The sequence below is a fragment of the Microbacterium alkaliflavum genome, assembly GCF_044325405.1.
GTDB lineage: Bacteria > Actinomycetota > Actinomycetes > Actinomycetales > Microbacteriaceae > Microbacterium > Microbacterium alkaliflavum.
Genome location: NZ_JBIQWL010000001.1, coordinates 363516 through 388277 on the forward strand (window position 1 = coordinate 363516; position 24762 = coordinate 388277).

The 24762-nt window shown below is 68.6% G+C and carries 23 protein-coding genes; 7 read left to right on the plus strand and 16 right to left on the minus strand.

The genetic code is table 11. The annotated features are described in order from the left end of the window. Nucleotides 1-148 precede the first annotated feature (148 nt). A complete protein-coding gene (locus ACH3VR_RS01495) occupies nucleotides 149-3520 on the plus strand; it encodes a family 78 glycoside hydrolase catalytic domain (protein ID WP_396638977.1) in 3372 nt (1123 codons plus the stop codon). Between the two features lie 69 nt (nucleotides 3521-3589). On the opposite strand, the gene ACH3VR_RS01500 is transcribed toward ACH3VR_RS01495, so the two are convergent. From ACH3VR_RS01500 to ACH3VR_RS01515, 4 genes are all read right to left on the minus strand, one after another. Next, on the minus strand, nucleotides 3590-4171 hold the full coding sequence (locus ACH3VR_RS01500; RefSeq protein WP_396638978.1) for a TetR/AcrR family transcriptional regulator: 582 nt from the start codon (nucleotides 4169-4171) through the stop codon (nucleotides 3590-3592). A 147-nt stretch (nucleotides 4172-4318) separates the two neighbouring features. Then, complete coding sequence (locus ACH3VR_RS01505) at nucleotides 4319-5815, minus strand: MFS transporter (protein WP_396638979.1); 1497 nt, start codon at nucleotides 5813-5815, stop codon at nucleotides 4319-4321. Nucleotides 5816-6273: 458 nt separating this feature from the next. Beyond that, a complete protein-coding gene (locus ACH3VR_RS01510) occupies nucleotides 6274-6591 on the minus strand; it encodes a hypothetical protein (RefSeq protein ID WP_396638980.1) in 318 nt (105 codons plus the stop codon). Next, nucleotides 6591-8225, minus strand: coding sequence for a flavin-containing monooxygenase (locus ACH3VR_RS01515; RefSeq protein WP_396638981.1), 1635 nt, complete (start codon nucleotides 8223-8225; stop codon nucleotides 6591-6593). The genes ACH3VR_RS01510 and ACH3VR_RS01515 overlap by 1 nt, the downstream gene beginning before the upstream one ends. Before the next feature lie 172 nt (nucleotides 8226-8397). Here ACH3VR_RS01515 and ACH3VR_RS01520 point away from each other — a divergent pair, with 172 nt between their 5' ends. Further along, entirely contained in the window at nucleotides 8398-9333 is a 936-nt protein-coding gene (locus ACH3VR_RS01520; RefSeq protein ID WP_396638982.1) for an SDR family NAD(P)-dependent oxidoreductase, read from the plus strand. A gap of 27 nt (nucleotides 9334-9360) precedes the next feature. Here the strand turns inward: ACH3VR_RS01520 and ACH3VR_RS01525 are convergent, their stop codons facing one another. From ACH3VR_RS01525 to ACH3VR_RS01540, 4 genes are read right to left on the minus strand one after another with little or no spacing between them, the layout of a single operon-like run. Next, nucleotides 9361-10065: a TetR/AcrR family transcriptional regulator gene (locus tag ACH3VR_RS01525; protein WP_396638983.1), complete on the minus strand. Its 705-nt coding sequence runs from the start codon at nucleotides 10063-10065 to the stop codon at nucleotides 9361-9363. Between the two features lie 2 nt (nucleotides 10066-10067). Continuing rightward, complete coding sequence (locus ACH3VR_RS01530) at nucleotides 10068-10541, minus strand: HtaA domain-containing protein (RefSeq protein WP_396638984.1); 474 nt, start codon at nucleotides 10539-10541, stop codon at nucleotides 10068-10070. A 2-nt stretch (nucleotides 10542-10543) separates the two neighbouring features. Continuing rightward, the gene (locus ACH3VR_RS01535; protein WP_396638985.1) at nucleotides 10544-11170 is read right to left on the minus strand and encodes a carboxymuconolactone decarboxylase family protein; all 627 of its coding nucleotides are present in this window, start codon (nucleotides 11168-11170) and stop codon (nucleotides 10544-10546) included. Between the two features lie 17 nt (nucleotides 11171-11187). Further along, nucleotides 11188-11985 (minus strand): SDR family oxidoreductase, encoded by a 798-nt coding sequence (locus ACH3VR_RS01540; protein WP_396638986.1) that lies wholly within the window; start codon nucleotides 11983-11985, stop codon nucleotides 11188-11190. A gap of 169 nt (nucleotides 11986-12154) precedes the next feature. Here ACH3VR_RS01540 and ACH3VR_RS01545 point away from each other — a divergent pair, with 169 nt between their 5' ends. The 5 genes from ACH3VR_RS01545 to ACH3VR_RS01565 all read left to right on the plus strand — a co-directional run bounded on the left by ACH3VR_RS01545 (nucleotide 12155) and on the right by ACH3VR_RS01565 (nucleotide 17280). Further along, entirely contained in the window at nucleotides 12155-12994 is an 840-nt protein-coding gene (locus tag ACH3VR_RS01545; RefSeq protein WP_396638987.1) for an IclR family transcriptional regulator, read from the plus strand. A gap of 195 nt (nucleotides 12995-13189) precedes the next feature. Continuing rightward, the gene (locus ACH3VR_RS01550; RefSeq protein ID WP_396638988.1) at nucleotides 13190-14428 is read left to right on the plus strand and encodes an NAD(P)/FAD-dependent oxidoreductase; all 1239 of its coding nucleotides are present in this window, start codon (nucleotides 13190-13192) and stop codon (nucleotides 14426-14428) included. A gap of 33 nt (nucleotides 14429-14461) precedes the next feature. After that, nucleotides 14462-14785: a ferredoxin gene (gene fdxA, locus ACH3VR_RS01555; RefSeq protein ID WP_396638989.1), complete on the plus strand. Its 324-nt coding sequence runs from the start codon at nucleotides 14462-14464 to the stop codon at nucleotides 14783-14785. A gap of 3 nt (nucleotides 14786-14788) precedes the next feature. Beyond that, nucleotides 14789-16129, plus strand: coding sequence for an FAD-dependent oxidoreductase (locus ACH3VR_RS01560; RefSeq protein ID WP_396638990.1), 1341 nt, complete (start codon nucleotides 14789-14791; stop codon nucleotides 16127-16129). A gap of 14 nt (nucleotides 16130-16143) precedes the next feature. Next, the gene (locus ACH3VR_RS01565) at nucleotides 16144-17280 is read left to right on the plus strand and encodes a P-loop NTPase (RefSeq protein WP_396638991.1); all 1137 of its coding nucleotides are present in this window, start codon (nucleotides 16144-16146) and stop codon (nucleotides 17278-17280) included. Nucleotides 17281-17365: 85 nt separating this feature from the next. On the opposite strand, the gene ACH3VR_RS01570 is transcribed toward ACH3VR_RS01565, so the two are convergent. From ACH3VR_RS01570 to fdxA (ACH3VR_RS01605), 8 genes are all read right to left on the minus strand, one after another. Then, on the minus strand, nucleotides 17366-18592 hold the full coding sequence (locus ACH3VR_RS01570) for a CaiB/BaiF CoA transferase family protein (RefSeq protein ID WP_396638992.1): 1227 nt from the start codon (nucleotides 18590-18592) through the stop codon (nucleotides 17366-17368). Next, complete coding sequence (locus tag ACH3VR_RS01575) at nucleotides 18589-19734, minus strand: thiolase family protein (protein WP_396638993.1); 1146 nt, start codon at nucleotides 19732-19734, stop codon at nucleotides 18589-18591. The genes ACH3VR_RS01570 and ACH3VR_RS01575 overlap by 4 nt, the downstream gene beginning before the upstream one ends. Further along, nucleotides 19731-20138, minus strand: a complete 408-nt coding sequence (locus ACH3VR_RS01580) for a Zn-ribbon domain-containing OB-fold protein (RefSeq protein WP_396638994.1) — start codon at nucleotides 20136-20138, stop codon at nucleotides 19731-19733. The genes ACH3VR_RS01575 and ACH3VR_RS01580 overlap by 4 nt, the downstream gene beginning before the upstream one ends. Then, nucleotides 20135-20344, minus strand: coding sequence for a ferredoxin (locus ACH3VR_RS01585; RefSeq protein ID WP_396638995.1), 210 nt, complete (start codon nucleotides 20342-20344; stop codon nucleotides 20135-20137). The genes ACH3VR_RS01580 and ACH3VR_RS01585 overlap by 4 nt, the downstream gene beginning before the upstream one ends. Beyond that, nucleotides 20344-21633: a cytochrome P450 gene (locus ACH3VR_RS01590; RefSeq protein ID WP_396638996.1), complete on the minus strand. Its 1290-nt coding sequence runs from the start codon at nucleotides 21631-21633 to the stop codon at nucleotides 20344-20346. The genes ACH3VR_RS01585 and ACH3VR_RS01590 overlap by 1 nt, the downstream gene beginning before the upstream one ends. Before the next feature lie 29 nt (nucleotides 21634-21662). After that, complete coding sequence (locus tag ACH3VR_RS01595; protein WP_396638997.1) at nucleotides 21663-23156, minus strand: aldehyde dehydrogenase; 1494 nt, start codon at nucleotides 23154-23156, stop codon at nucleotides 21663-21665. Nucleotides 23157-23242: 86 nt separating this feature from the next. After that, entirely contained in the window at nucleotides 23243-24121 is an 879-nt protein-coding gene (locus ACH3VR_RS01600; RefSeq protein ID WP_396638998.1) for an SDR family oxidoreductase, read from the minus strand. 291 nt (nucleotides 24122-24412) lie between these two features. Next, a complete protein-coding gene (fdxA, locus tag ACH3VR_RS01605; protein ID WP_396638999.1) occupies nucleotides 24413-24721 on the minus strand; it encodes a ferredoxin in 309 nt (102 codons plus the stop codon). Nucleotides 24722-24762 lie beyond the last annotated feature (41 nt).

A 24762-nucleotide genomic window follows, 5' to 3' on the forward strand; every position in this document is an offset into this window, starting at 1 on the left:
CGGTCGCCGGGCGAATCCAGGCCCGGTCGGCCGCGAGAGAAGCGGCCGCGCCGCAATCGCGGCCGTCGTCGCGGCCACCGCATTGGCGGTCCCGCTGGTCGCAGCGCCAGGCGCCTCGGCGGCCGTCCAAAGCAGCAAGGTGTTCGGCGTGACCGTCGAAGATCTGAGCGTCAACGGCAGGGAGGACAGCCCTCTCGGCATCGGCAGCTCCCGCCCGCGGCTCGGGTGGACGCTCACCTCGGAGGATGCACCCGGCAACCCGTGCTTCGACGGCGCTGTCTCAGGCGTGTGCGCGCTCGACGAGCAGACGGCCTACGAGATCGAGGCGGCTTCGAGCGTCGGCGATCTCGAGGCGGGCCGCCTGCTCTGGGACTCCGGCAAGATCGACGGCGCGCAGCAGAACAACGTCGTGTACGCCGCGACCGACGCCCTCGCCTCCCGCGCGTCGGTGGCGTGGCGGGTGCGGGTCTGGGACGCGTTGGGCAACCGGAGTGAGTGGAGCGATCCCTCCACCTTCTCGGTCGGGCTGCTGAATCAGGATGACTGGGGTGCCGCCCGCTGGATCGAGCAGGCCGGGCGCACCGAGCTTCAGCCGCTTCCGGTCTTCGCGCGGAAGTTCGACGTTCCTGCGGGCAAGAAGGTCGCCGCCGCGACGCTCTACCTTTCCGGCGTCGGCCTGCAGTACGCGACGGTCAACGGTCAGGCGGTGACCGATGAGCAGCTCGCGCCGGGCAACACGAACTATCAGCTCTCGACCGAGTACCGCACCTACGACATCACCCCCGAACTCGCGTCGGGCGAGAACGTCGTCGGCGTGCAGCTCGGAAACGGCACCGCATACGTGCGACGCTCGGTGACCAACCCTGCCGTCGGTCGCACGTCGCCCTATGCCTGGTGGCAGAGCCAGCTCAAGGGCAGCGGATCGCTCGTCGCCGCGGTCCCCGCGGGCGCGACCAAGGTGCTCCTCAACAACGTCTCGAACTACCACGTCGGCGGGACGATCAACATCGACACGGGCGACGGCGGCGATCGGCTGGAGTCCCGCGTCATCACAGCGATCGGCACGGCGGGCCTGGCAGGCACCGGGATCACGTTCGAACCCGCTCTCGACGCCGCACACGCCTCCGGTGCACTCGTCACCGGTTCGGGCAACAACATCGCCGCGAGCGACGCGAGCGCGGGCGCCGCGGTGACTCCGCGCCTCATCGGTCGCATCGAGGTGAACTACACCGATGGCTCGAGCGACCAGATCGTCACCGACCGCAGCTGGCGGGCCGCGTCGGGCGCTCTGGTGACCGACGCCTGGTACTCAGGTGAGGACTACGACGCTCGTCGCGAGCAGGTCGGGTGGAACCAGCCGGGTGCCGTGCTCGGCGAGGGAGCGGTCCGCCGCGACGGATCGCCGATGAACTGGGCATCGGCCGGCATCGCCCCGGCCCCGAACCTCGCGACCAAGCTCGTCTCGCGCGATGCCGAAGGCATCCACGAAGCGGAGCGGTTCACGCCGAAGTCGGTGACCAACCCCGCACCGGGTGTGTGGGTGTTCGACTTCGGTCAGAACTTCGCCGGGTGGCCCGAGCTCAACCTGCCCCAGCTGCCCGCGGGGACGATCGTGAAGGTCAAGCCCGCCGAGAGCCTCAACGCGAACGGCACGGTCAACCAGTCCTCGCTCGGCCCCGGGGGACGCGGCAACGACCTGTTCAACTCGTACATCACCGCGGGCCTTCCCGGCGGAGAGAAGTACAACCCGAAGTTCAACTACTTCGGCATGCAGTGGGTGCAGATCGAGGGCCTTCCGGCCGGTTTCACGCCGACCGCCGACCTCGTCACGGGCGTGCGGCTGCAGGCCGGAACACCGGTCGTCGGCACGTTCGACTCGTCGAACGCGCGCATCAACCGGATCAACAAGATGGCCTACTACTCGATGGCCACGCAGGTGATGTCGACGTTCACCGACTGCCCCGGCCGCGAGAAGCAGTCGTACCCCGCGGACTACACGATGCCGATGGACGGCCTGCACAGCCTCTTCGAGTTCGACGCCTACATGCGAACGACGGAGCACCACCTCGTCGAGGGCCAGTCGATGGCCGACACGTCGATGTTCGGCAACGTCGCACTGAAGACGCCCGTCCACGACTGGGGCTACACGGGCCAGTTCGGCGACGAGATCAACTGGGGCAACGGCATCATCCTGGTCCCGGCGTTCCTCTACGAGTACTACGGCGACACCGAGACGATGACGCGGTACTACGACCAGATGGTCAACTTCGTGAAGTACATCCAGCGACAGAAGGTGGGCACAGGCGCCGATGCGAACATCGTCAACGCCGCGCTCGCCGACTGGGTGGCAGCGGAGCAGACCTCGGGCCGGATCACCGGCACGTGGGGCTACTACGTCATGATCACGAAGATGGCCATGATGGCGAAGCTCACCGGTCACGATGAGGATGCCGCGACATACACGAAGCTGGCGGAGGACATCAAGACGTCCTACAACAACGCCTTCCTCAACACGACGCTCGGCTACTACACCGCGACGGGCAACGCCGGAACGACCGGTGCGACCCAAGCCGCCCAGGCGCTGGCGCTCGATGCGGGACTCGTCCCGGATCAGTACCGCGACTCGGTCGTGGGGCAGCTCGTCGACAACGTGAAGACGTTCGGCCCCGATGACGGACCGCACTTCAGCGCCGGAACGATCGGCCTCGCGGCCGTCGTCCGCCAGCTGACGGCGACCGGCAACGGGCAGGTGCTCTTCGACGCGCTCCAGACCGACACGCAGCCGGGATACGGGTACTTCCTGCAGCCGACCGCGGCGAACCCGGAGGGGTTCACCACGATCGGCGAGCGGTGGACCCGGGGCGACTCGAAGAACCACATGATCCTCGCGCAGATCGTCGAGTGGTTCCAGAAGGGCCTCGCCGGCATCAACCGGGCACCCGGTTCGATCGACTACGACCGGCTGGTCTTCAAGCCGCAGCCGGCGGGCGACCTGACCTGGGCGAAGGGATCGTTCGAGACGCCTCGCGGGCTGGCCGCGAGCAGCTGGGAGAAGGACGACCAGCGCCTCACGCTCACCGTCGACGTGCCTGCCAACACCACAGCCGAGGTGTGGGTGCCGACCGGCGGCGACCAGGCCGTGCTCACGCCCAATCGTGCGACCTTCGAGCGGGTCGACGGCGAGTTCGCGGTCTACACGGTGGGAGCCGGCAGGTTCACGTTCGTGGCGCCGACCGACTCCTACTCGGACCTGACCGCGGCCGTGCAGGCCAGAGCGGCGGCCGGCGAGTTGAAGGCTGAGCTGGCCGACAACCTGCTCAAGTTCGTGCGGAAGGCCGTCGACCAGTCGGCCACGGGCGACGCGCAGCCGGCCGACAGCGCGCTGCGCTCGTTCCTCAACTCGATCAGCAACGCGAACGACAAGCAGTCGACGGCGGCAGCTCGGGCCGAGCTGACCGCGCTGGCCACAGCGCTGCAGGCGCAGCTGAGAGGAGCGGCGGGCATCCCGCTCGACCGCTGAACCTCCGGACAGCAGGAGCGCACCCGTGGATCGTCCACGGGTGCGCTCCCGTCGTCATGCGGTGCGTGCTCAGCTCTGCAGGAGCCGATTCAGCTGCCGTAGGCGCGCCGCCATGTCGATGCCGTCGGGCTTGAGGAGCCACTGGATCTGGAGGCCGTCCGCCACAGCGATGAGGAGCGTCGCCGCGTCGGCGGCATCCACCTCAGCAGTCAGCTCGCCCGCTTCCTGCTTACGGGAGATATCCGCCGCCAGGTCGTTGCGCAGCTTCTCGTACCGTTCCGTGAAGAACTGACGCGACGTGCTGGTCGCCTCCGTGCTCTCGGCCGACATCGCCGCGTAGAGACGCACCAGCCCCGGCTCGTGCGAGTTGTGGGCGATGATCTCGAGAAGTCCCTCGATGGTCACATCATGCGTCTCGGTCTCGTCGTAGAAGCGGTCGTTGGCTTCGTCGCGACGCCGGAGCACCTCGACGAAGAGCTCCTCCTTCGTTCGGAAATAGTGGAGGAGCGCCGCTTGGCTGAGCCCCGCTCGGCGCGCGATCTCACGCACCGACGCACGGTCGTACCCCGATTCGGTGAAGACTTGGAAGGCGACCTCGACGATCTCGGCGCGCTTGGCCTCACCCTTGGCGTACGGGCCCCGTGCTGGCATACCGGTCATCGTATTCTCGGCCGGACCCGATACCTGACGGCAGGTGTGATTCACCGGATGTGCTCGGCAGGTCGGTACGTGCCGTCTGACCGCGACGGCCGTGCGCACCCCTTGTCAGGGCGCGCACGGCCGTGGAGCGAACGCGGATCAGTGCGTGAGGATGGGCACCTCGAGGTCGTCGGCCGAAGCATCGCCCGCCTCATCTTCGGCACTGTTCGGGTTGCGCTTGAGGAACAGCGACGCCACGAGTGCGATGCCGGTCAGGACGGCGGTCACCGCGAAGATCACGATGTAGCCCGTTTCGCTGCTCGGGGCGAAGTGTTCGGTGAGCTGGATGGCGAACGCGCCGAGGATCGCGGCGCTGACGCTGGTGCCGATCCCGGATGATGCCGTCTGAATGACGGTCGAGATGCCGGTCGCCTCACTCGTGTTCTTCGCGGCGGCGCCCTCCACGACCAGCAGCGGGATCGATGCGAGCAGGAAGGCGGTGGACACGGTCAGCACGACCTGGCTGAGGATGAACGCGGGGAACGAGTCCCACACGGTCGCCGACAGCGCTGTGAGGATCGCGGCGATGATCCCCGCGACGGCGGAGATGATGAACGAGACCTTCGCGCGACCGCCGCGAGCGATCCGGCCGGCCAGGGGCGAGAGCAGGAAGCCGAAGAGGCCGATGCAGAACGACGTCAGGCCGGCGGTGCCGGCGGGGATGCCGAAGCCGACGGGCGCCGCAGTCGGGTACTGCATGATCAGCTGCCCGAGGTATCCGGCGCCACCGAGACCGAAGCCCGTGAGGGCCGTGATCAGGTAGGTGAGTCCGAGGTTGCGCTCCGCGAAGTAGCGCACATTCACCATCGGAGCCTTCTGCTTGACCTCCCAGATCGCCCAGAAGGCGAGGAGGAGTCCGCCGATCCCGATCATCCCCCAGACGACGGGAGACGCCCAGCCGAGGCCCGTCGAGACATTGATGCCGAACAGCACGAGGCCGATCGCGGGAGCGAACAGGATGCCGCCGAGCCAGTCGATGCGGTCACGCTCTCCCATGCGGATCGAACCCGGCAGCCAGATCGCGAGGATCGTCGTGACGATCGTGAGTACACCGGAGACGACGAAGATCCAGTGCCAGCCCGCGAACTGCACGATGTACCCCGAGACGAGGTTCCCGCCCGCGCCGGCGAGCATGGCCGCGCCGGCGGTGACCGCGATCGCGATCGAGAGGTTCTTCTTCGAGACGTGCTCACGGATGATTCCGAAAGCCAGCGGGATGATGCCGCCGGCCAGGCCCTGGATCGAACGGCCGAGGATCACGCCGCCGATCGTGGGGATGGCGAGGCTGAGGATCGAGCCGAACACGGAAGCGAGCAGCAGGACGATCAGGACGCGCTTGCGACCGAAGACGTCGCCCAGCCGCCCCGCGATCGCGGCCGATCCCGCTCCGACGAGCAAGAAGCCGGTGAGCACCCAGCTGGCCGCGCTGATGTCGACCCCGAACCCCTCCTCGAGGCTCGGCAGCGCGGTGTACATCATCGTCGACTCGAAGGAGCTCGTGACGGCGGCGAGGATGAGGACGGTCAGGATGTAGGCGAACGGTCGGGGCGCCGCGGATCGGACGGCCGCCGTGAAGGTGCCTGGTTCGGACGACATGGGATGCCTTTCGAAGGTGCGTGTGGCCGCGGGTCAGGACGGCCGACGGTGGGCTGTGAATTGCGCCGAACGACGTTGTTCGCCATGTCGGCGTGCTGTGGCCGGAACCATGTGCGAGCGGCCACTCCGCCGTCGCGATCGTTCCGTAATGCAGAACAAATGATCTGTACTATGCCGATCTTGCTGGAGTGCGTCGAGCGTGTCAAGAGTTCTCGAGACACTAATTGAGAAATGATGCTCAGAAATTCGGGATTGCGGAGTCGACCGGATCGGTCGCCGTGCGGGCGTTCTCGGTGAGCTGGCATGCGTGCTGGTGGCACGGTCGCGCCCGAGGGGGAGGCATCCGGTTATTACGCGTGTCTTATTTGTCGTGCACGATTGATCGACGCCTTCGCGGTGCACGAAGCGGAGGGGGCGACGAGCCAGAATCGTCGCCCCCTCCGCGGGTCGGGTCGCCCTTATGCCGGCTCGCCGGCCGCCGGCGACGGAACGTAGGGCGCGACGATCATGGCGCTGAGATCCATCGACTCGCTCATGCCGAGACCTGCCGTGAACATCGTGTTCCTGGCATCGATGGCCGAACCCTCGATCTCGTAGATCGTCCCGTATCGGAATGGGGCTGCACCGCCGGGTTCCTCGGCCAGGCGGAGACGGCGTGCCGCGACGAATCCCGGCAACGCGAGCACTTCAGGGATATGTGTCTGCCAGTACCACGTGCGGAACTCGTCGTCGCGGCCCTCGACGGGGTTGACCAGGGCGATGAGCATCTCGGTCATCAGGCGCTCACCCGCTCGCGCGTGGCCTCGAGAGCGCCGTTGTAATCGGGGGTCGACGTGACTTCGCGGAGGATCTCGTGGAGTTTCGCGCGGCCCCCCGGATTCAAGAGGAACTTCTTGGGCTTGCCGACGACGTTGGCGCCGTAGTAGTGGCTGTGCTCAGCGGAGAAGATCGAGAGAGGTGCGAGCGTCTCGACCATCGTCATCCAGCTCTCCTCCTGCTCCGCCGTGGGCTCGAACCGGTCGAAGCCGTCCGCTCGGGCATGGATGAGGGTGTCGGCGATCCAGTCGACCTGGTCCTGCGAGTAGCGGGGGTAGTTCCCGCCACCGGCGCCGTGGGGTCCTCCGGGGAAGAAGAAGTTCGGCAGACGGTGCATCGCGAAGCCGCCGAAGTCGAACGGGCCGTCCTCCCAGTCGACGCTGAGGTCGAGCCCGTCGCGTCCGACGATCCCCATGCGGGTCAGCGCCCCTGTGCCGAAGTCGAAGCCCGTGGCATACACGATGATGTCGTAGTCGCGGTGTCCTTCGGTCGTCTCGATGCCGGTCGCGTCGATGCGGACGATCGGCGTCTCGCGGAGCGCGACGAGCGACGCGTTGGGCTTGTTGAACGACTCGTAGTAGTCCTTGATGAAGGGCGGGCGCTTGGCGCCGAACAAGTGGTCCTTCGGGATGAGGCGCTCGGCGGTCACCGGGTCGGTGACGATGCCGCGGATCTTTCCCGCGAGGAACTCGCAGAACTCGAGGTTCGTCTCGCGGTTGGTCGTCATGTCGTAGTAGTTCGATGTGAGCTTCCCGAACCCGGGGGCCTTCCAGATCTGCTCGTAGAACGCCTGGCGCTCCTCCGCAGTGTCGTCGGTCGAGAACTTGCCGGCGGGAGGGTGCAGGAAGCCTGAGGGGCTGGTGTTGAGGGTTTCGACGACGTGCTCGAAGTTGTCGCCGAGCCACGCCCGCTTCTCGTCGGTCATGGGCGCGTTGTTGAGCGGCGTCGTCCAGGTGGGTGTGCGCTGGTACAGATCGACCTGCTCGACGATGTCGACGATCGCCGGAAGGATCTGGGCTCCACTCGGGCCGTTTCCGATGATCGCGACCCGCTTGCCCGTGAAGTCGAGCTGCTGGTGCGGCCAGGCGCCGGTGTGGTGGCCCTCCCCGTTGAAGTCGTCGATGCCGTCGATCTCGGGGTAGTGAGGCACGGAGAGTCCGCCGGTCGCCGAGATCACCCAGCGCGCGCGCACGGTGTCGCCGGTCTCGGTCGTGACCTCCCACAGGTTGTCGCCGTCGTTCCAGATCGCGGAGACGACCCGCTGGCCCGTGCGGATGTGCCGGCGAAGCTCGAAGCGGTCGACGACATGGTTGAGGTAGCGCTCGATCTCGGGCTGTGTCGCGAATTCCTCCTCCCATTTCCACTCGTCGAAGAGCTCCTTCGAGAAGAGGTAGCCGTAGGTGTAGCTCTCGGAGTCGAAGCGCGCGGCGGGGTAGCGATTCCAGTACCAGACGCCGCCGACGCCGTCGCCGGCCTCCAGCGTCTGCGCGGTGAAACCAGCCTCGATCGCCCGGTAGAGCGCGTAGATGCCCACCACGCCCGCACCGATCACCAATACTTCGACGTCCACATCGTCGTGCGTCCTGCTCGTCATGCGTTCACTCCCCGCTCGCTCGGTCCGACCATCGCGGTCGTCAGAAGAAAGATAAGCATATATGCTCAGATATTCCAAGAAGGACGTATGATTCTGCAGACGAGGCGCGCGATCCGTGCGTTCTGAACTCGGCAGAGATGATGAATCATCGGCCAGACCTCGAAGGAGAACCATGAACGCTGACGCCGACCTCCGATTCGACGGCCGCGTCGCCGTCGTGACCGGCGCGGGCCGCGGCCTCGGACGCGCCCACGCGCTGCTGCTCGCCCAGCGGGGCGCCAAAGTCGTCGTGAACGACTTCGGCGGGTCGAAGGAAGGAATCGGCAGCGACCGTGGCCCCGCGAACGACGTCGTCTCCGAGATCACGGCGGCGGGCGGCGAGGCGATCGCCGACACGCGCGACATCTCAGCCGAGGCCAACTGCCACGAGCTCGTCGAGCAGGCCGTGCGCACGTTCGGCCGTATCGACATCGTCGTCAACAACGCCGGCATCTCGCGGTGGGCGACCTTCCCCGAGGCGGACGCCGACAACCTCGAGCGCACGCTCGACGTGCATCTGCGCGGTACGTGGCACACGACGCGCGCCGCGTGGCCGCACTTCGAGGCGCAGGGCTACGGCCGCGTCATCACGACGGTGTCGACCGGGATGCTCGGCCTCGCCGACAACCTCGCCTACGCGACCGCGAAGGGTGCGCTCATCGGCTTCACGCGCAGCCTCGCCGTGGCCGCGGCGCCCAAGGGGATCCTCGTGAACGCGATCGCCCCCAATGCGATCACGCGGCCGAGCGAGACTGCGGCGAAGCCCAACATCGTCACGGCGGCCCCGATGGACGCCGCACGCGCCCAGGCGATGGAGACGGGTCTCGTGTCCCCGATGGTCGCCTACCTCGCCCATGAGTCGTGCCCCGTCAACGGCGAGATCCTGGTCGCGGGCGGCAAGCGCTTCTCGCGCTGGTTCCTCGGCATCACGCCGGGCTGGCTATCGGACGGCGCTCCCGCGATCGAAGACGTCGCCGAGCACTGGGACGAGATCAACGATCAGGACGGCTACTACGTGCCGGCGAGCCTCGTGGACTGGTCGTCGCGCTTCATGGCGCACCTCGCATAGCGAGCCGGGGCCCGCGCATCGCGCTGCTCAGTGGTCGGGGATGCGCGGGTCGCCCGCGACGAGCGGGGCGAGCAGCCCTGCGCTCAGGTAGGCGATGAGGTCGCCGATGAGGACGTCGAGCTGTGCGCGCTGGGGATGCTTGAGCTGCGCCGCCTGGTAGCGCGCGAGTGCGTGGACGGCGCTCGTCATCGTCACGAGCCAGCGCTCATCGAGCACGTCCGCGGGCACGTCCGGCGCGAGTCTGGTCAGCAGGGCGCGGAGCGAGATGACGGATGCTCCGGTGTGGACGCCGTCGAGGCTCTCGTAGCCGCCCTGCTCGGTGATGAGCAGCGAGAGGAATGCGAGGTAGTGGTTGTCCGGCGTGATGTGGATCGCGAGCGGCCGGACGAACGCTCCCACGACGTCGGCGACGACTGGCACCTGGCCCCCGACGACGATGCCGGTGACGATGTCGGTGCGGATGGCCTCGCTCTCGGCGCCGCGCAGCTCCATGAGCGCTTTGACGAGTTCGTCACGGTCGCCGAAGTGGTATTGCACGGCCGCGTGGTTGCGCTGCCCGGCCTCGATGCCGATGTCTCTCAGCGGAACTGCTGAAATCCCGTGCTCGGCGAAGAGCCGCTCGGCGGCGAGCAGGATGCGCTTGCGGGTGGCTTCGCCGCGCACATTTCCGCGCTCACCGGAGGGCCGGCGGCCGGCGGCGCGAGGAGTGCGCTCCGAGACGGTTTGAGACATGGTTATGAATCTAGCGCGACCTCGATCTCGATGCTGCCCATGTCGGTCCCCGCCGGGTACGCGTCGCCGAAGAGCCCGACGGCCGCCGGGGCCAACTGCGTGCCGATCGCGTGCCATGCGAGGGCGGTGCCTTCGTCCACCGGCGCCGCGGGCTCGAGCGCGACGATGGCCGCCAGGCCCTGCTTGCCGGCCCGAGTCGCCAGCACGCCCCGGTCGGAGCCGACGACGATCTCGGGGTCGAGGACGTGCACATCCATGAGTCCGCCGTGCGCGACGAATCGCACCGAGCCGCCGAACGAGAGCCGCCAGTCGTCGCCCTCCTGCACGGCGCGGCGGAGCGGGAACGCGTAGACGCCGGGCTCACGCTCGACCGCGTCGCCGTCCACTGCGATCGTCCCGCGGGCGATGACCGCGACGTACCTGATGAAGGACTCGCGCACGCGCCACGCGAGCGCGCCGGCGGAGTCGCCGGGCATCTTCATCGGTCCGCGGGCGGACGGTGATCGGCGGGGAAGCCGGTCATCCCGTCTTCGAGCTCGAGACCGAGGTTGCGGAACGCGACGCAGTGCATGTCGTAGGTGCCCACCGTGAAGACGAAGTCGATGAGCTGCTGACGGTCGAACTGCTCCTCCAGCTGCGCCCAGACCCGGTCGGACACGAGCCGGTCGCCCGTGACCATCTCGTCGATGGCGCGCACGACGGCGGCGTCCTCGGGTGACCATTCCGCCGCATCCGGCCCCTCCGACAGCGCAGCGACTTCGGCCTCGGTGAGCGCGCCGCTCGCCGTGCTCATCCACACGTGCTGCGCCCATTCGTACTCGCCGTACCCGAGCCACGTCGTGCGGAGGATCGCGATCTCTCGGTGCCGGTCGGACAGCGTGGAGTGGCGCAGATGATTGGAGAACGGCATCCACCCCCGGATGAAGGCAGGATGCCACGCGTAGATGCCGAGGATATTGGCCTTGGGGCGCTGCGCGGGAACCGGCTGCGCGTCGCCACCGGGCGCGTGGGCGCGGAGCGTGGCGAAGGCCTCGTCGACGTCGGCGTCCCAGTCGTCGGTCGGGCGCGCGGGGACGCGGGGTGTGATCGTGGTGATGTCGGTCATGTCGTCGTGCTCCTGTCTCAGCCGATGAACGATCCGCCGTTGACGCTGATCGTCTGGCCGGTCACGTAGGAGGTGTCGTCGGAGGCGAGATACGAGACCGCGCCGGCGATGTCGGCCCCCGTGCCCATGCGGCCGACGGGGATGAACTTGGCCATGTCCTCGGCCGGCGGGATCTTGCCGTCGGCGCGCTTCTTCTCGACGCTCGGCGTGTCGATCGACGAGGGGACGACGGTGTTGACGGTGATCCCTGTGCGGGCGAACTCGACGGCCAGAGCCTTCGTGAGGGCGAGCTGGCCGCCCTTCGAGGCGGCGTAGTGCGCCATCCTGGGGGCGCCGCGCTGCGCGCTGGAGGAGGAGATCAGGATGACGCGTCCCCAGCCGGCCGCGACGAGGTCGGGGAGGCACGACTGCACGGTGTGGAACGTGCCGGTCAGGTTGATGTCGATGATGCTGTTCCACTGGTCGGCGGTCATCTCGAGGAAGGGCTGCTGCGGGGCGACGGCCGCGTTGGCCACGACGACCGAGATCGGGCCGAAGTCGGCGCGGATCGCCGCGACCGCGGCATCCACCCGTTCCCGATCGGCGACATCGGCGTCATACCCCTGCGCGACGCCTCCCGCCGCGACGATGGTGTCAGCCGCGGCTTGCGCGGTGCCCGGCGTGCGCCCGATGAGGGCGACCGCGAACCCGTCGTTCGCGAGACGCTCCGCGATCGAATAGCCGATGCCGGCGGCGGCGCCGGTGACGACGGCGACCTTGCGACGCCATGCGGGGGCGGGGCCGGAATCCAGGCTCGGTGCCTCGGCGATCGACATATCGTGCTTCCTCTCCATCGGGGGCCCGGATCGTGCGCGCCGATTCATCGACGAGATGGCGCGAAGGGCATATGCTTGATTCAAGCGAACGCGTGTTCGGTTGAACGATCGAGACAAGGATCGCTTGCACCATGGATGATTGTCAAGCCAGTGTTGGTGGGATCCTCGGATGAAAGACGGGCGGGCGATGAGCATGGTGATGGATGCTGCCGAGACCGACGGCGCCGACGCGGTTCGCCGCCGCCAGCCGCTCGCCCGCGGCATCGAGCTGCTGACCTACATGGTCGAGAGCAAGCGCGACGCGCACGGCGTGCGCGAGCTCGCGGGGCGCCTCGGCGTGAGTCCGAGCACGGCGCACCGTCTCATCACCGATCTCGAGAAGCTCGGCCTGGTGCGGCGCGCGGAGAACGGCCAGTCGTACCGACTCGGCCTCGAGTTCCTGCGTCTCGCGTGGCTGACGACAGGGCGCTATCCGTCGCAGGAGCTTGCGCTGGGAGTCCTGCAGGGCCTCGTCGCGGAGACGGGCGAGTCCGCCTTCTCCTCGCTCTACGATGAGCAGCGCCATCAGATGATGTTCACGTCGACGGTCGAGTCGCCGCATCCGCTTCGCTACTCGCTTCCGCTGCAGGAGTGGCTGCCGCTGCACGGCGGCGCGAGCGGTCTTGCGATCCTCGCCTTCCTGCCCGACGACGTGCAGCGCAAGATCGTGAGCAAGCCGCTCGCGCAGCTCACGCCCCACACGCTCACGGATCCCGACGCCTTGCTGGAGCGTCTTGCCAAGGTGCGTCGCGATGGCTACTCGATCACTCATGGCGAGCGGATCGAGGGTGCCGTCTCGATCGCCGCGCCCGTGTTCGGCCTGGTTCCGGGCAGCGTCGCGGGAGCGGCCGGCATCTCGATCCCGGAGTCCCGCTACGACGAGTCGCAGGCCCCGGAGCTGACGCGCCACGTGAAGCAGGCCGCGGCGCAGATCACTGCGAACATCAGCGGCCAGCGCCTGGACCGCTGACCCGGGCCCACCGCCGCCCATCCCTCGCTCCGCTCGTCCGAGCGGTGTCTCGTCGACGCTCCGTGAGGTCTCCGGAGTGTTGCTCGGGTTGACATCGTCGATGGGGGCGGCGATACTCGGTGTTGCGTAATAACGATCAAGCGTTCGTTTAGACGAAACAGATCCTTCCTGACAGCGAAGTTGAGGACCAGCACTATGAGCGGAATCGGCGCCGATCGCCACGTCGTGATCGTGGGAGCGTCTCTCGCGGGCATCCGTACCGCCCAGAACCTTCGCACGCTCGGGCGCAGCGGCGCGATCACGCTGATCGGCGCCGAAGCGGAGCTGCCCTATGACCGGCCACCCCTCTCGAAAGACCTCCTGAAGTCGGACTGGTCGGCGGAGTCGATCGAGGCGTTCCGCCTCGTCACGGCGTCCGAGCTCGGTGAGCTCGATCTCGACCTGCGCCTAGGCATGGCAGCCACCGGCCTCGACACGACGGCCCGCGTCGTCGCGCTCGCCGACGGCACGTCGATCGCCTACGACGTACTCGTGATCGCGACGGGTGCGACTGCGCGGCCCTCGCCGTGGCGACCCGAGTCGGGCGTCCTCCAGCTCCGCACGCTGGACGACTCGCGCGCCATCGCGCAGCGCCTCACCCCGGGGGAGCGCATCGTCGTCGTCGGCGGCGGTTTCATCGGCACCGAGATCGCCGCCGCGGCGGTCGGCTTCGGGTGCGACGTGACGGTCGTCGACCCGGTTCCCGAGCCGATGGCGCGGCTTGTGGGCCCTGAGCTGGCGTCGAGCCTCGTGCGCCTGCACAGCGAGAACGGCGTCCAGACCCGGTTCGGAGTCGGTGTCGTCGACATCCGCGGCGCGGCGGGCGACCTCACGGTCGTGCTCGACGACGGCGCCGAGCTCGCGGCGTCGACCGCCGTCGTCGGCATCGGTTCGATCCCCGCGACGGGATGGCTCGCCGACTCGGGCTTGACGCTCGAGAACGGCGTCGTCACGGACCCGGGTCTGCGGGCCCTCGGCGCCCAGGATGTGTACGCCATCGGCGACGTCGCCCGCTGGCCGCACGCCGGTCGCGGGCTCATCCGCGCCGAGCACTGGACCAATGCGAGCGACCAGGCGCGCTTCGTCGCCGCCGCCATCGCGCAGGGGATCGACGCCGAGTACTCGTCGACCGACTACGTCTGGTCGGACCAGTACGACTGGAAGATCCACACCGTCGGCTGGCGCGACCCCGCGGGCGCCTCTGTCGTCGTGGGCGACCTCGCCGTCGACGGACGGGTCGCCGTCGTGCACGCGGATGCCTCGGGGCGGGCGTGCGGCGCCGTGACCGTCAACTGGGTGCGCGCCCTCAACCAGATCCGCCGTCTGCTCATGACCGACAGCCCGCCCGCCGTCATTGCGGAGCAGCTCGAACAGCTCGTGCAGCGCGCCGCCTGAGACCCGCGCCCAGAAAGAGGAAGGAAGCATCCGATGGTCTACGTCGTCACCGAAGCCTGCGTCGACGTGCAGGACAAGAGCTGCATGCAGGAATGCCCCGCCGACTGCATCTTCGAGGGCGGGCGGATGACCTACATCAACCCCGATCTGTGCATCGACTGCGGTGCGTGCGTGGCGGCATGCCCCGTCGACGCCATCTTCTACGAGGCGGAGCTGCCGGCCGATCGGGAGCAGTTCGTCGAGCTCAACGAGCGCTTCTTCGCCGAGGCCGACACCCCCAAGAGCGGCCGCAAGGCCGGCAAGATCCCCTACGACGTCGACGTCATCGCGGGCCTGGCCCCGCGTGAGGAGGCCTGAACCATGCCCGCACCCCGCATCGCCGTCGTCGGCTCCGGGCCGTCCGGGGCGTACGCCGCGCAGCTGCTCACGGAGGAGTCGGAGTCCGCTGTCGAGGTCGACGTCTTCGACCGCCTCCCGACGCCCTTCGGCCTCGTCCGCTACGGCGTCGCCCCCGATCACCCGCGCGTGAAGTCGATCACGACGTCGTTCGCCGAGGTCTTCGAAGAGACGCCTGGGCTGCGGTTCCTCGGCAACGTCCAGATCGGGCGCGACCTCAGGATCGAGGAGCTGCGGGCGCACTACGACGCCATCGTCTTCGCCCACGGCGCGCCGCTGGACCGCAGCCTCGGCATCCCGGGCGAGCACCTCCACGGCGTCGACGCCGTACGCGACTTCGTCTCGTGGTACCAGGGGCACCCCGATCAGTCCGTCGACGCCTTCGCGCTCGCGGGCGCCAACCGCGCGGTCGTCATCGGCCTCGGCAACGTCGCCCTCGACGCCGCGCGCATGCTCGTGCGCGAGACCGATGACCTCCGCCGCACCGACATCCCCGAGCACATCGTCGAGGCCTTCGCGGCCAGCACGATCGACGAGGTCGTCGTCATCGGCCGCCGCGGACCCGCCTTCGCGAAGTTCACCAACAAGGAGTTCATCGAGCTGCTCGAGGTGGAGTCCGCCGACGTCGTCATCGACCCCGCCGACCTCGAGCTCGACGCCGAGCAGCAGGCCCACATCGACGCCGATCCCGCGGCCCGCCGGCTGTTCGCGACCTTCCGGAAGGCGGCCGAGCGCGGTCGACTCGGCCGGCCCAAGACCATCCGATTCGTCTTCGACCGCACCCCCCTCGAGTTCATCGGCGACGCCTCGCTCACCGGCATCCGTCTTGCGAAGACGAGCGATCCGTCTGCGACCGAGGTCCTCGACGCTGATCTCGCCCTGCGCTCGGTCGGCTACCTCGGCAAGCCGATCGACGGACTTCCCTTCGACAAGCGCACAGGCACGGTGCCGCATCGCGACTCGCGCGTCCTCGACGGGGATGCCGTCGTCGAGCGCGTATACGTGACCGGCTGGATCAAGCGGGGCCCCAACGGCGTCGTCGGCACCAACCGCAAGTGCGCCCTCGAGACCGTCACGTCGGTGCTCGAGGACATCGCTGTCGTCGGTGACCGCTCGAACGCGTCGGGCGCCGACGTCATCGACGCGCTGCTCGCCGAGCGCGGCGTCGAAGTCATCGACTGGAGTGCCTGGCGCGCTATCGAGGCCGCCGAGATCGCCGGGGGCGAAGCCGTCGGACGCGAGCGCATCAAGCTGCACTCGCGCGACGAGATGCTGCGCGCGGCCCGCGTGCTCGCTGATGCCTGATTGATCGGGCGGCGATGATGCGGGATGCCGTCCTCGAGGCGGTCGGCGCGGTCACCGACCCGGAGCTTCGCCGGCCGCTCGGCGAGCTGGACATGATCCGCGACGTGGTCGTCGAGGACGGCATCGCGTCGGTCGGGATCCTCCTCACGATCGCGGGCTGCCCCATGGCCCAGCGCATCGAGCGCGACGTCGCGGAGGCGGCCGCCACGGTCGACGGCGTGCGCGAGGTGCGCGTCGAGGTCGGCGTCATGAGCGACGAGCAGCGCGCAGCCCTCACCGAGCGCCTCCGCGGCGGACACCGGGCGACGACGAACCCCTTCACCGCCGAGTCGCTCACGCGCGTCGTCGCCGTGACCAGCGGCAAGGGCGGCGTCGGCAAGTCCACCGTGACGGCCAACCTCGCCGTCGCCCTCGCGGAGCGCGGCCTCGCCGTCGGAGTGCTCGATGCCGATGTGCACGGCTTCTCGATCCCGGGGCTGCTCGGCCTCGTGGGCGACGACGGCCGCGCCGTGCGGCCCACGCGCGTCGACGACCTCGTGCTGCCACCCGTCGCGTACGGCGTCAAGGCCGTCTCGATCGGCATGTTCCTTCGGCCGGGTGCGGAGGACACCGTCGTGTCATGGCGCGGCCCCATGCTGCACCGCACGCTCGAGCAGTTCCTCGCCGACGTCTTCTTCGGCGACCTCGACGTGCTGCTCATCGACATGCCGCCGGGAACCGGTGACGCCGCCATCTCGGTCGGGCACCTCCTGCCCCATGCCGACGTGCTCGTCGTGACGACGCCCCAGCCGGCCGCGGCCGACGTCGCCGTCCGCAGCGGCCTGCTCGCGAGGCAGCTCGGACAGCGCGTCGTCGGCGTCGTCGAGACGATGGGACCCGGGGCGCTGCCGGACGGCAGCGTCTTCGAGCCCTTCGGCGCGGGGGGAGGGGATGCCGTCGCCCGGCGCCTCGCGGTCGCGGGCGGCGAAGCACCCGCCGTGACGGGCATCCCGTTCAGCACCGCGCTCCGCGCGAGCGGCGACGAGGGGCGCCCGGTCGTGGTCGCGCACCCGGAGGATGCCGCGGCCCAGGCCTTGGCCGGGCTCGCGGCGCGCATCGCCGTGCGGCCGCGCGGGCTCGCCGGCCGCAGACTCGCGTTCTCGCCGCGCTGAGCCGGCCTGCATCCGTCCACGCCGAAGCGGAGGGTGGCAGGGTTCACACCCAGCCACCCTCCGCTCTCGTTCCGGAGGGCCTCGGTCAGCTGACGGCGGCCTCGATACGGGATGCCGCGACGACGCCTCGTGCGAGGAGCGCTTCGACGGCGGTGTCGGAGTATCCGAGTTCGTTGACGAGCAGGTCGACCGTGTCGCCGCCGAGCGCCGGGGGATAGGTCGCACGGACGTCGGTCGTGCCCACGAAGCGGATGGGCGTCGCGACGTTCTCGAACGAGACGTCGTCGTTCGCGACCGTCACGAGCGACCCGTCGGCGGCCTCGCGCGCGTCTTCGAGCGCTTCGAGGACGTTCTTGACGGGTGCCACGGGAACGTGCGCCGCGGCGAGCAGCTCTATCCACTCGGCGGCGGGGCGCGTCGCGACGCGCGCCTCGAGGATCGCCCAGAGCGCCTCTTTGTTGCGCAGGCGGGCGGCGGCGTCGACGAACCGCTCGTCCACGACGAGCTCGCGCACGTCGAGCGTCTCGCACAGCCCCTCCCACATGCGGGGAGTGTTCGCCGTGACGACGAACTCGCGCCCGTCGCCCGCTCGGAAGGAGCGGTAGGTCGCGATCGAGTCGTGCGCCGCACCCTGGGGGCCCGGCGCCGTCCTTGTGAGCGATGTGTAGAGCGCCTGGTACGACAGCATCGCGAGCTGCCCGCGCAGCATCGACACGTCGACGATGCGCCCGACGCCGGTCTCGCCGCGGGCGTGCAGCGCCGCGAGCACCCCGATCACGGCGTAAAGCCCCGCCACGACGTCGCCGGCGGGGATGCCGAGACGTGCGGCCGGTGCCCCGGTGTGACCGTTCAGGCTCATGACGCCGCTGAGGGCCTGCACGACCATGTCGTACGCCGGTCGGTCGCGAAGCGGACCTTCCTGCCCGAATCCGCTGATCGACGCCCACACGAGGCGCGGATGCTCGGCGAGCGCCGCCTCGGGCGTGAGCCCGAGGCGAGCCGTCACGCCTGGACGGAAGTTTTCGACGACGACGTCGGCGCCGGCGATGAGTGACTTGGCGATGCCCAGTCCCTCGGGCGTCTTCAGGTCGATCGCGATGCTGCGCTTGCTGCGGTTGTTGGCGAGGAAGTAGGCGCTGTCGCCATCGAGCTCGGGCCCCGCGATGGCGCGGCTGGAGTCACCATCGAGCGATTCGACCTTGATGACGTCGGCGCCGAGATCGGCGAGCAGCTGCGTTGCCGAAGGGCCTGACAGGAACGTCGTGATGTCGATGACGCGCACTCCCGCGAGCGGCGGAGGCAGGGCGCTCATGCCGCCTCGAAGAGATGTATCGTGCACGCCCCGTGGTCGAGCCCGGCCGTGCCGCCGCCCGTCACATGGGTCATGGCCCAGCGCGCATCCTCGATCTGGCGGTCGCCCGCGACACCGGTGAGCTGCCAGAACGCCTCGACGATCTGTGCGACGCCGCTCGCGCCGACGGGGTGGCCCTTCGCGAGCAGCCCTCCGCTCGGGTTGACGACGACGTCGCCGCCGAAGGACGTGCGACCGTCGCGGATGAGATCGATGGCGCGCCCGCGTTCGGCCAGGCCGAACGTCTCGTAGTAGACGAGCTCGGCGATCGAGAACGCATCGTGCAGCTCGATCATGTCGAGGTCTTCGGGTCCGATGCCGGCCGCCTCGTAGGCGTCGCGCGCGGAGTGGGCGCTGATCTCGGGGCTGGTCATGTCGCGGAAGCCCTCGGCCACCTGTCCGGAGTGGAGGATGGATGCCGCGACGCGCATGCCGCGCGCGCCGAGGCGAGCCCGCGCGCGGTCGGACGCGAGCACGACGACCGCCGCACCGTCGCCCGTCGGGCAGCACATGAGGAGCGTGAGCGGGTCGGCCACGGGGCGCGACGTCAGCACCTGCTCGACGGTGACCTCCTGGCGGAACTGCGCGAACGGATTGAGCGCGCCGTGCTTGCGCGCCTTGACGCTGACGAGGGCGAGGTCTTCGGGCGTGGCATCCGTCTCGTACAGATAGCGTGTCGCCCGCATGGCGTAGACCGCGGGCATGACGATGCCCTGCTTGACCTCGCGGTCCTCGGGGGAGAGGGGCAGAGTCCCGCCGCCGAACTGCGTGAGCTTCTCGACGCCGATCACGACGGCGACGTCGATGAGGCCCCGCGAAATGGCCTCCCATGCCTCATGGACGGCCGTCGCGCCGCCGGAGCAGGCATTGTCGACGTTGACGGTGGGGACCGTGCCGAGACCGATCTCCTTGCAGATCCGCTGGCCTGTCATCATGCCGCCGTAGGAGTGTCCCACCCAGACGGCGTCGACGTCGGACTTGTCGATGCCGGCCGAGCGCAGCGCCTCGATGAGCGGGGGGACGGCGAGCCCGACGTACGACGAGGAACGGTGCTTCCCGAAGGGCACCATGGCGGCGGAGATCACGTGCACGTTCTCGGTCACGAGTCGGTCCTTTCTGCATCTGGAACCGCCGCGAACCACCAGTCGTCGCCGTCGACGGCGAGTTCCACGCGCGTGCCGGGCTCGAGTGCGCCGGCGTCCTCCCGAAGGTCGGTGAGAGTGCGCACATCGCCGTCGAAGTCGACATAGCCGAGCAGGCGCACGCCGTCCGACCCGACGTGCAGGCGGGTGAAGGTGTACAGCACGCCCGTGGTCGGCAGTGCGACGCGGGTGACTTCGGTGCCGACGCAGGAGCTGCACACCATGCGCGTGCCGATCATGAGGCGTCCGCAGTCGTCGCACTGCGTGCCGATCAGACGCCGGCCCTCGGGGAAGTCGCCGAGGAGGTCGTCTGTGTCGAGGTCGGCGACGGGCCGAGGCACGGCCACCGATGTCATCGGCGTCATTGCGCGGCTCCCAGGGCGAGGGCACGCGCGATCGAGCGCGTGGGACACACGTCGATGGCCTGCTGGATCTTCTCGTCGGAGTCGCCGTGGTCGTCGGTGACGATGGCGATCGACAGGTCGTCGAGGTCGAACGTGTTCGGCGCGTAGAAGGTGCACTGACCCGACCCCATGCAGCGGTCGCGATCGACGGTGAGGAGCTCGGCCATCACGCCACCGCCTCGTCGTACTGCAGATACAGGTGCGTGTGGCCGCGGAACTTGTAGCTGCGGATGAGGTCCCACTCGCGCTCGTCTGCGCTGCCGTGATGGCGATCGTCGATGTGGATGCCCGTTGTGCGCTCGAGGAACCGCTGGATCGTGAAGACGGCCTCCGCGCGGGCGAGCGGGGCGCCGGGGCACGTGTGGATGCCGCGACCGAACGCGAGATGCTGGCGGGCGTTGGGTCGTTGGACGTCGAACCGGCTCGGATCGTCGAAGATGCGACCGTCGCGTCCCGAGGCGCCGTGCAGCAGCATCACGACCGTGCCCGGAGCGAGTTCGAGGCCGCCGAGCTCGGTCGGCCGCTTCGTCAGACGGAACGAGCCCTTGATCGGCGCCTCGACGCGCAGCGTCTCCTCGATGAACTTCGGGATCAGCGTGAAGTCGTTGCGAAGGAGCTCCTGCAGCTCGAGGTCATCTGCGATGCGCTGCATGCAGATGCCCATGAGCTGCACCGTCGTCTCCTGACCCGCCGCGAACAGGTTCGACGCGATGCGCGCGACCTCGATCGGCTCGGGGGACGAGCCGTCGGGGAACGTCGCGAGCGCCATCCCGGTAAGCACGTCGTCCCGTGGGTCGGCGCGGCGCTCCTCGATGCGGGCCACGAAGTACTCGTAGAGCCGCTCGATGCTGCTGTGGTGGTTGGCCTGCAGCTCGAGGTTGCCGAGCACGGGGCCCGGCTCGGTCGCGAGGAGCTCGAGCAGCATCGGGTGGTCCTCGACCGGGACGCCGAGCAGGTCGGCTACCGCGAGGATCGTGTAACCCTTGCAGTAGTCCCAGATGAACTCGGCCTCGCCCTGGGGCAGGATCTCGTCGAGGAACCGGTCGGCGGTGTCCTTGAGGAACTGCTCGTTCTCCTTGAGCCGCTTCGGCGTGATGAGCCCCATCAGGATCGCGCGGTGGTCGGTGTGCACCGGTGGGTCGAACGTGACGATCTGGTCGTGGTTAGAGAAGAACGTGCGGTGCTGCTCGAGGATCTGCGAGATGTCGTCGCCGACGATCTCGAACGGCAGGTCGACGATGGGGCCGCCCGTACGGTTGATCGACGAATAGACATCGGGCTGGTGATAGACCTGCAGTGCCTCGTCGTAGCCGGTGACGATGACGACGCCGTACTTCGGTTCGCGGAACACGGGGTGGTTCGCGAGCATGTGGTCGAACCACGGCTCGGCCTTGGCCGCCACATCGGAATCGGTGAAGAAGTCGACGTCGGTGAGGCTGGTATCGACGGTGGTCATGGTGTCTCTTCTCTCGATGGCCGTCGGTGTCACTGGAAGCGGGCAGGCGTGCCGTCGAGCAGCACCGTCTTCGACTCCAGATAGGGCGCGATGCCCTGGATGCCGCCCTCACGGCCGACGCCGGACTGCTTGAAGCCGCCGAAGCCCATGCGGGTGTCTGTCTTGAACCCGTTGTGCCCGACGGTGCCTGAGCGCAGCCGCCGCGCGATCTGGTACGCGCGCTCGACGTCGTCGGTGAACACGGCGTTGTTGAGGCCGTACTGCGTCGCGTTGGCGAGCTCGACGGCGTGCTCCTCGTTCTCAGCCGGGATGACCGACAGGACGGGCCCGAAGAGCTCCTCCTGCGCGAGGGTCGAGTTGTTGTCGACGTTCGCGAACACGGTCGGCTCGACGAACCAGCCGCGCTCCAGGTGGGCGGGACGCCTGCCGCCGGTCACGAGGCGCGCGCCGTCGGCGACGCCCTGTTCGATGTAGCCGAGCACGCTCTGCTGCTGCTTGGCGAGGGCGAGCGGCCCGAGCTGGGTCTCGGGGTCGAAAGGGTCTCCGACCGTGACCGAGCCGAACGTCGAGGCGAGTGCGTCAACGAGCTCGTCGTGGCGGTGCTGGGAGACGATGACGCGCGTGAGCGACATGCACACCTGGCCGTTGATGGAGCACTCCTGCTGCGAGATCGCCGCGGCGGCCGTCGCGAGGTCGTAGTCGTCGAGGACGACGGCGGCGGACTTGCCGCCCAGCTCGAGCGTGTAGCGGCTGAGCCGCGCACCGGCGACCGAGGCGATCTGGCGACCCACCTGGCTCGAGCCGGTGAACGCGATCTTGTCGACCCGCGGGTCGCGCACGAGCTGCTCCGACACGTTGCGGTGACCGTTGACGATGTTGAGGACGCCGGCGGGCAGGCCGACCTCTTCAGCGATCTCGGCCAGGATCCACAGCTCGCCCGGCGCCTCCGGCGGCGCCTTGACGACGACGGTGCAGCCGGCGAGGAGGGCGGGCGCGATCTTGTACGCCGCGAGCGAGAGGGGTGTGTTCCACGGCACGATCGCGCCGACGACACCGACGGGCTCATTGACGACGGCGCCGAAGGCAGCGAACTCGGGGGAGTCCTGCGTCGCCCACGGGTAGGTCTCGGCGACGTCGGCGTAGTACTCGAACAAGTTCGGCACGCGCGAGATGGAACCGACGGCCATGCGGAAGGTCGGACCGGTCTGGCGCGTCCAGAACGTCGCGGCCTCCTGCGCGCGCTCACGCAGGCGCTCGGCGATCCGGCGCAGGTACACGGCGCGCTCGACGGGCTCCATGAACGGCCACGGCGAGTTGTCGAAGGCGTCGCGGGCAGCGGCGATGGCGGCATCCATGTCGGCCGGAGTCGTCTCCGCCGTGCGGTAGAAGGCCTCCTCCGTCGTCGCGTCGATGACGGCGAGCGTCGATCCTCCTGCGGGAAGGACCCATTCGCCGTTGATGTATACGCGCTCGGGGTGCTTCAGGGAGATGGCGGTGTCACGGATCGTGAGCAGATCGGTCACGTCGTTCCTCACTTCGTTGTGTTCGGGTCGGGTTTCTCAAGGGGGGGTGGGCTCGGCATCCTGATTCCGGATGCCGAGCCCGGGGATCAAGCGGCCGCCTGGCGCGACAGCACGCCGCGCAGCGTCCAGGTGAGGCGGTCGGGGGCGAGCCCCGCGATCTCGAGGGCATTCGTGCCGTAGTCGACGGACACGTGCGCGCCCGATACATAGCTGGCCAGGTCGCTGCCCACGAAGGCGAGTACCTTCGCCATCTCGACGGACTCGGCCAGGCGCCCCGCGGGGCCGACTTCGGCCTCGACCTTCTCCTGGCCGCCCTTCATCTCGGCGAACTCGGGGAGCATGCCCGACACCGTCATGGCGGGCAGCACCGCGTTGACGCGGATCTTGCCGAGCGCGGCCAGCGGGGCGACACGCTCGGCGACGAAGAGGTTCAGCAGCCGCTTGGACAGGATGTATCCGAGCGAGCCGGGGATCGTGCCGAACTCGGCTTCGTACTCCTCCGCGACTCGCGTGATCTCATCCCAGCCCTGGGCGCGGACGAAGGGCACGAGCTCCTCGCGCACCTCCGGGCTCTCCCAGCGCAGCCCGCCGTTGGAGGTCACGAAGCTGATCGTTCCGCCCTCGACGAGGCGGTTCGCGAGGTGCGCGTCGGTCACGTACGCGTTCGCGGTGTAGTTCACGGTGAGCGTCTCGAGGAAGGAGCTGTGCACGCCCGAGATGCCGGCCACGCCGAAGAACGCGTCGATCCCGTCGGGAATCTGCCCGAAGGCCTCGTCGATCGACGAGCGGGAGCCGAGGTCGGCCACGATCGCCTCGGTCAGGCCCGCGACGGGCGCCTCGGTGCGGTCGAGTGCGTAGACGTCCGCGCCGAGGTCGACGAGCATCTCGCTCAGCGCACGACCCATCCCCGATGCGGCACCGGTGACGACGACTGTCTTGCCGGTGTAGCCGAAGTAGTCCTTCATCTGACTTCCTTGTCTTTGTTCCTTAATACAGAACGAACGATCCATTGAACAAAACGCGCGTTTCACTATCTCAAGGAAGCGCCGCGCTGTCAATCAAGGTGGGCCACTCGGTGTTGCGTTCCGTTGTAAAGAACGTATGATCCCTACAAGGGACGGTCTGTCAAGACCGCCCTGACTGGCGTAAGGCTCAGAGTGAGCAGAACAGCTCAATTTTGTGTGCCCATCGGAGATGACAACGGCCCGCCGACGATCGTCGGCGGGCCGCTCCCTTCGCGATCGGGTGCGCAGCGCTCAGGGCAACTCGGTCACGTAATCCGCATCGTGCTCGATCAGGCCCATCCTGCGGCCGCCCCGCGAGATGTCGAGGCCCTCGAAGAACTGCTCGTTCACGTCGGCGAAGCGGACGTCGTCACCCTCGAGTTCCTCGTCGAAACGTATGGCCTGCGTAGGGCAGGCCGCCTCGCACGCACCGCAGTTGATGCACAGGTTCGGGTTGATGTACATCATCCGCGCTCCCTCGAACAGGCAGTCGGCAGGGCAGACCTGGATGCAGCTCCTGTCCTTCACGTCGACGCATGCCTCGGTCACTACAAAGGCCATCGGATCCTCCTCCTCGAGGTCATTCGTCCGGCTCCGCGATA

Coding starts and splice junctions, on each gene's coding strand:
- ACH3VR_RS01580 (WP_396638994.1), bottom strand. CDS start 20,138: ATGACGCCGATGACATCGGTGGCCGTGCCTCGGCCCGTCGCCGACCTC.
- ACH3VR_RS01515 (WP_396638981.1), bottom strand. CDS start 8,225: ATGACGAGCAGGACGCACGACGATGTGGACGTCGAAGTATTGGTGATC.
- ACH3VR_RS01535 (WP_396638985.1), bottom strand. CDS start 11,170: ATGACCGACATCACCACGATCACACCCCGCGTCCCCGCGCGCCCGACC.
- ACH3VR_RS01585 (WP_396638995.1), bottom strand. CDS start 20,344: ATGGCCGAGCTCCTCACCGTCGATCGCGACCGCTGCATGGGGTCGGGT.
- ACH3VR_RS01525 (WP_396638983.1), bottom strand. CDS start 10,065: ATGTCTCAAACCGTCTCGGAGCGCACTCCTCGCGCCGCCGGCCGCCGG.
- ACH3VR_RS01565 (WP_396638991.1), top strand. CDS start 16,144: ATGATGCGGGATGCCGTCCTCGAGGCGGTCGGCGCGGTCACCGACCCG.
- ACH3VR_RS01570 (WP_396638992.1), bottom strand. CDS start 18,592: ATGAGCGCCCTGCCTCCGCCGCTCGCGGGAGTGCGCGTCATCGACATC.
- ACH3VR_RS01545 (WP_396638987.1), top strand. CDS start 12,155: ATGAAAGACGGGCGGGCGATGAGCATGGTGATGGATGCTGCCGAGACC.
- ACH3VR_RS01500 (WP_396638978.1), bottom strand. CDS start 4,171: ATGCCAGCACGGGGCCCGTACGCCAAGGGTGAGGCCAAGCGCGCCGAG.
- ACH3VR_RS01505 (WP_396638979.1), bottom strand. CDS start 5,815: ATGTCGTCCGAACCAGGCACCTTCACGGCGGCCGTCCGATCCGCGGCG.
- fdxA (WP_396638989.1), top strand. CDS start 14,462: ATGGTCTACGTCGTCACCGAAGCCTGCGTCGACGTGCAGGACAAGAGC.
- ACH3VR_RS01540 (WP_396638986.1), bottom strand. CDS start 11,985: ATGTCGATCGCCGAGGCACCGAGCCTGGATTCCGGCCCCGCCCCCGCA.
- ACH3VR_RS01530 (WP_396638984.1), bottom strand. CDS start 10,541: ATGCCCGGCGACTCCGCCGGCGCGCTCGCGTGGCGCGTGCGCGAGTCC.
- ACH3VR_RS01520 (WP_396638982.1), top strand. CDS start 8,398: ATGAACGCTGACGCCGACCTCCGATTCGACGGCCGCGTCGCCGTCGTG.
- ACH3VR_RS01510 (WP_396638980.1), bottom strand. CDS start 6,591: ATGACCGAGATGCTCATCGCCCTGGTCAACCCCGTCGAGGGCCGCGAC.
- ACH3VR_RS01600 (WP_396638998.1), bottom strand. CDS start 24,121: ATGAAGGACTACTTCGGCTACACCGGCAAGACAGTCGTCGTCACCGGT.
- ACH3VR_RS01550 (WP_396638988.1), top strand. CDS start 13,190: ATGAGCGGAATCGGCGCCGATCGCCACGTCGTGATCGTGGGAGCGTCT.
- ACH3VR_RS01590 (WP_396638996.1), bottom strand. CDS start 21,633: ATGACCACCGTCGATACCAGCCTCACCGACGTCGACTTCTTCACCGAT.
- fdxA (WP_396638999.1), bottom strand. CDS start 24,721: ATGGCCTTTGTAGTGACCGAGGCATGCGTCGACGTGAAGGACAGGAGC.
- ACH3VR_RS01560 (WP_396638990.1), top strand. CDS start 14,789: ATGCCCGCACCCCGCATCGCCGTCGTCGGCTCCGGGCCGTCCGGGGCG.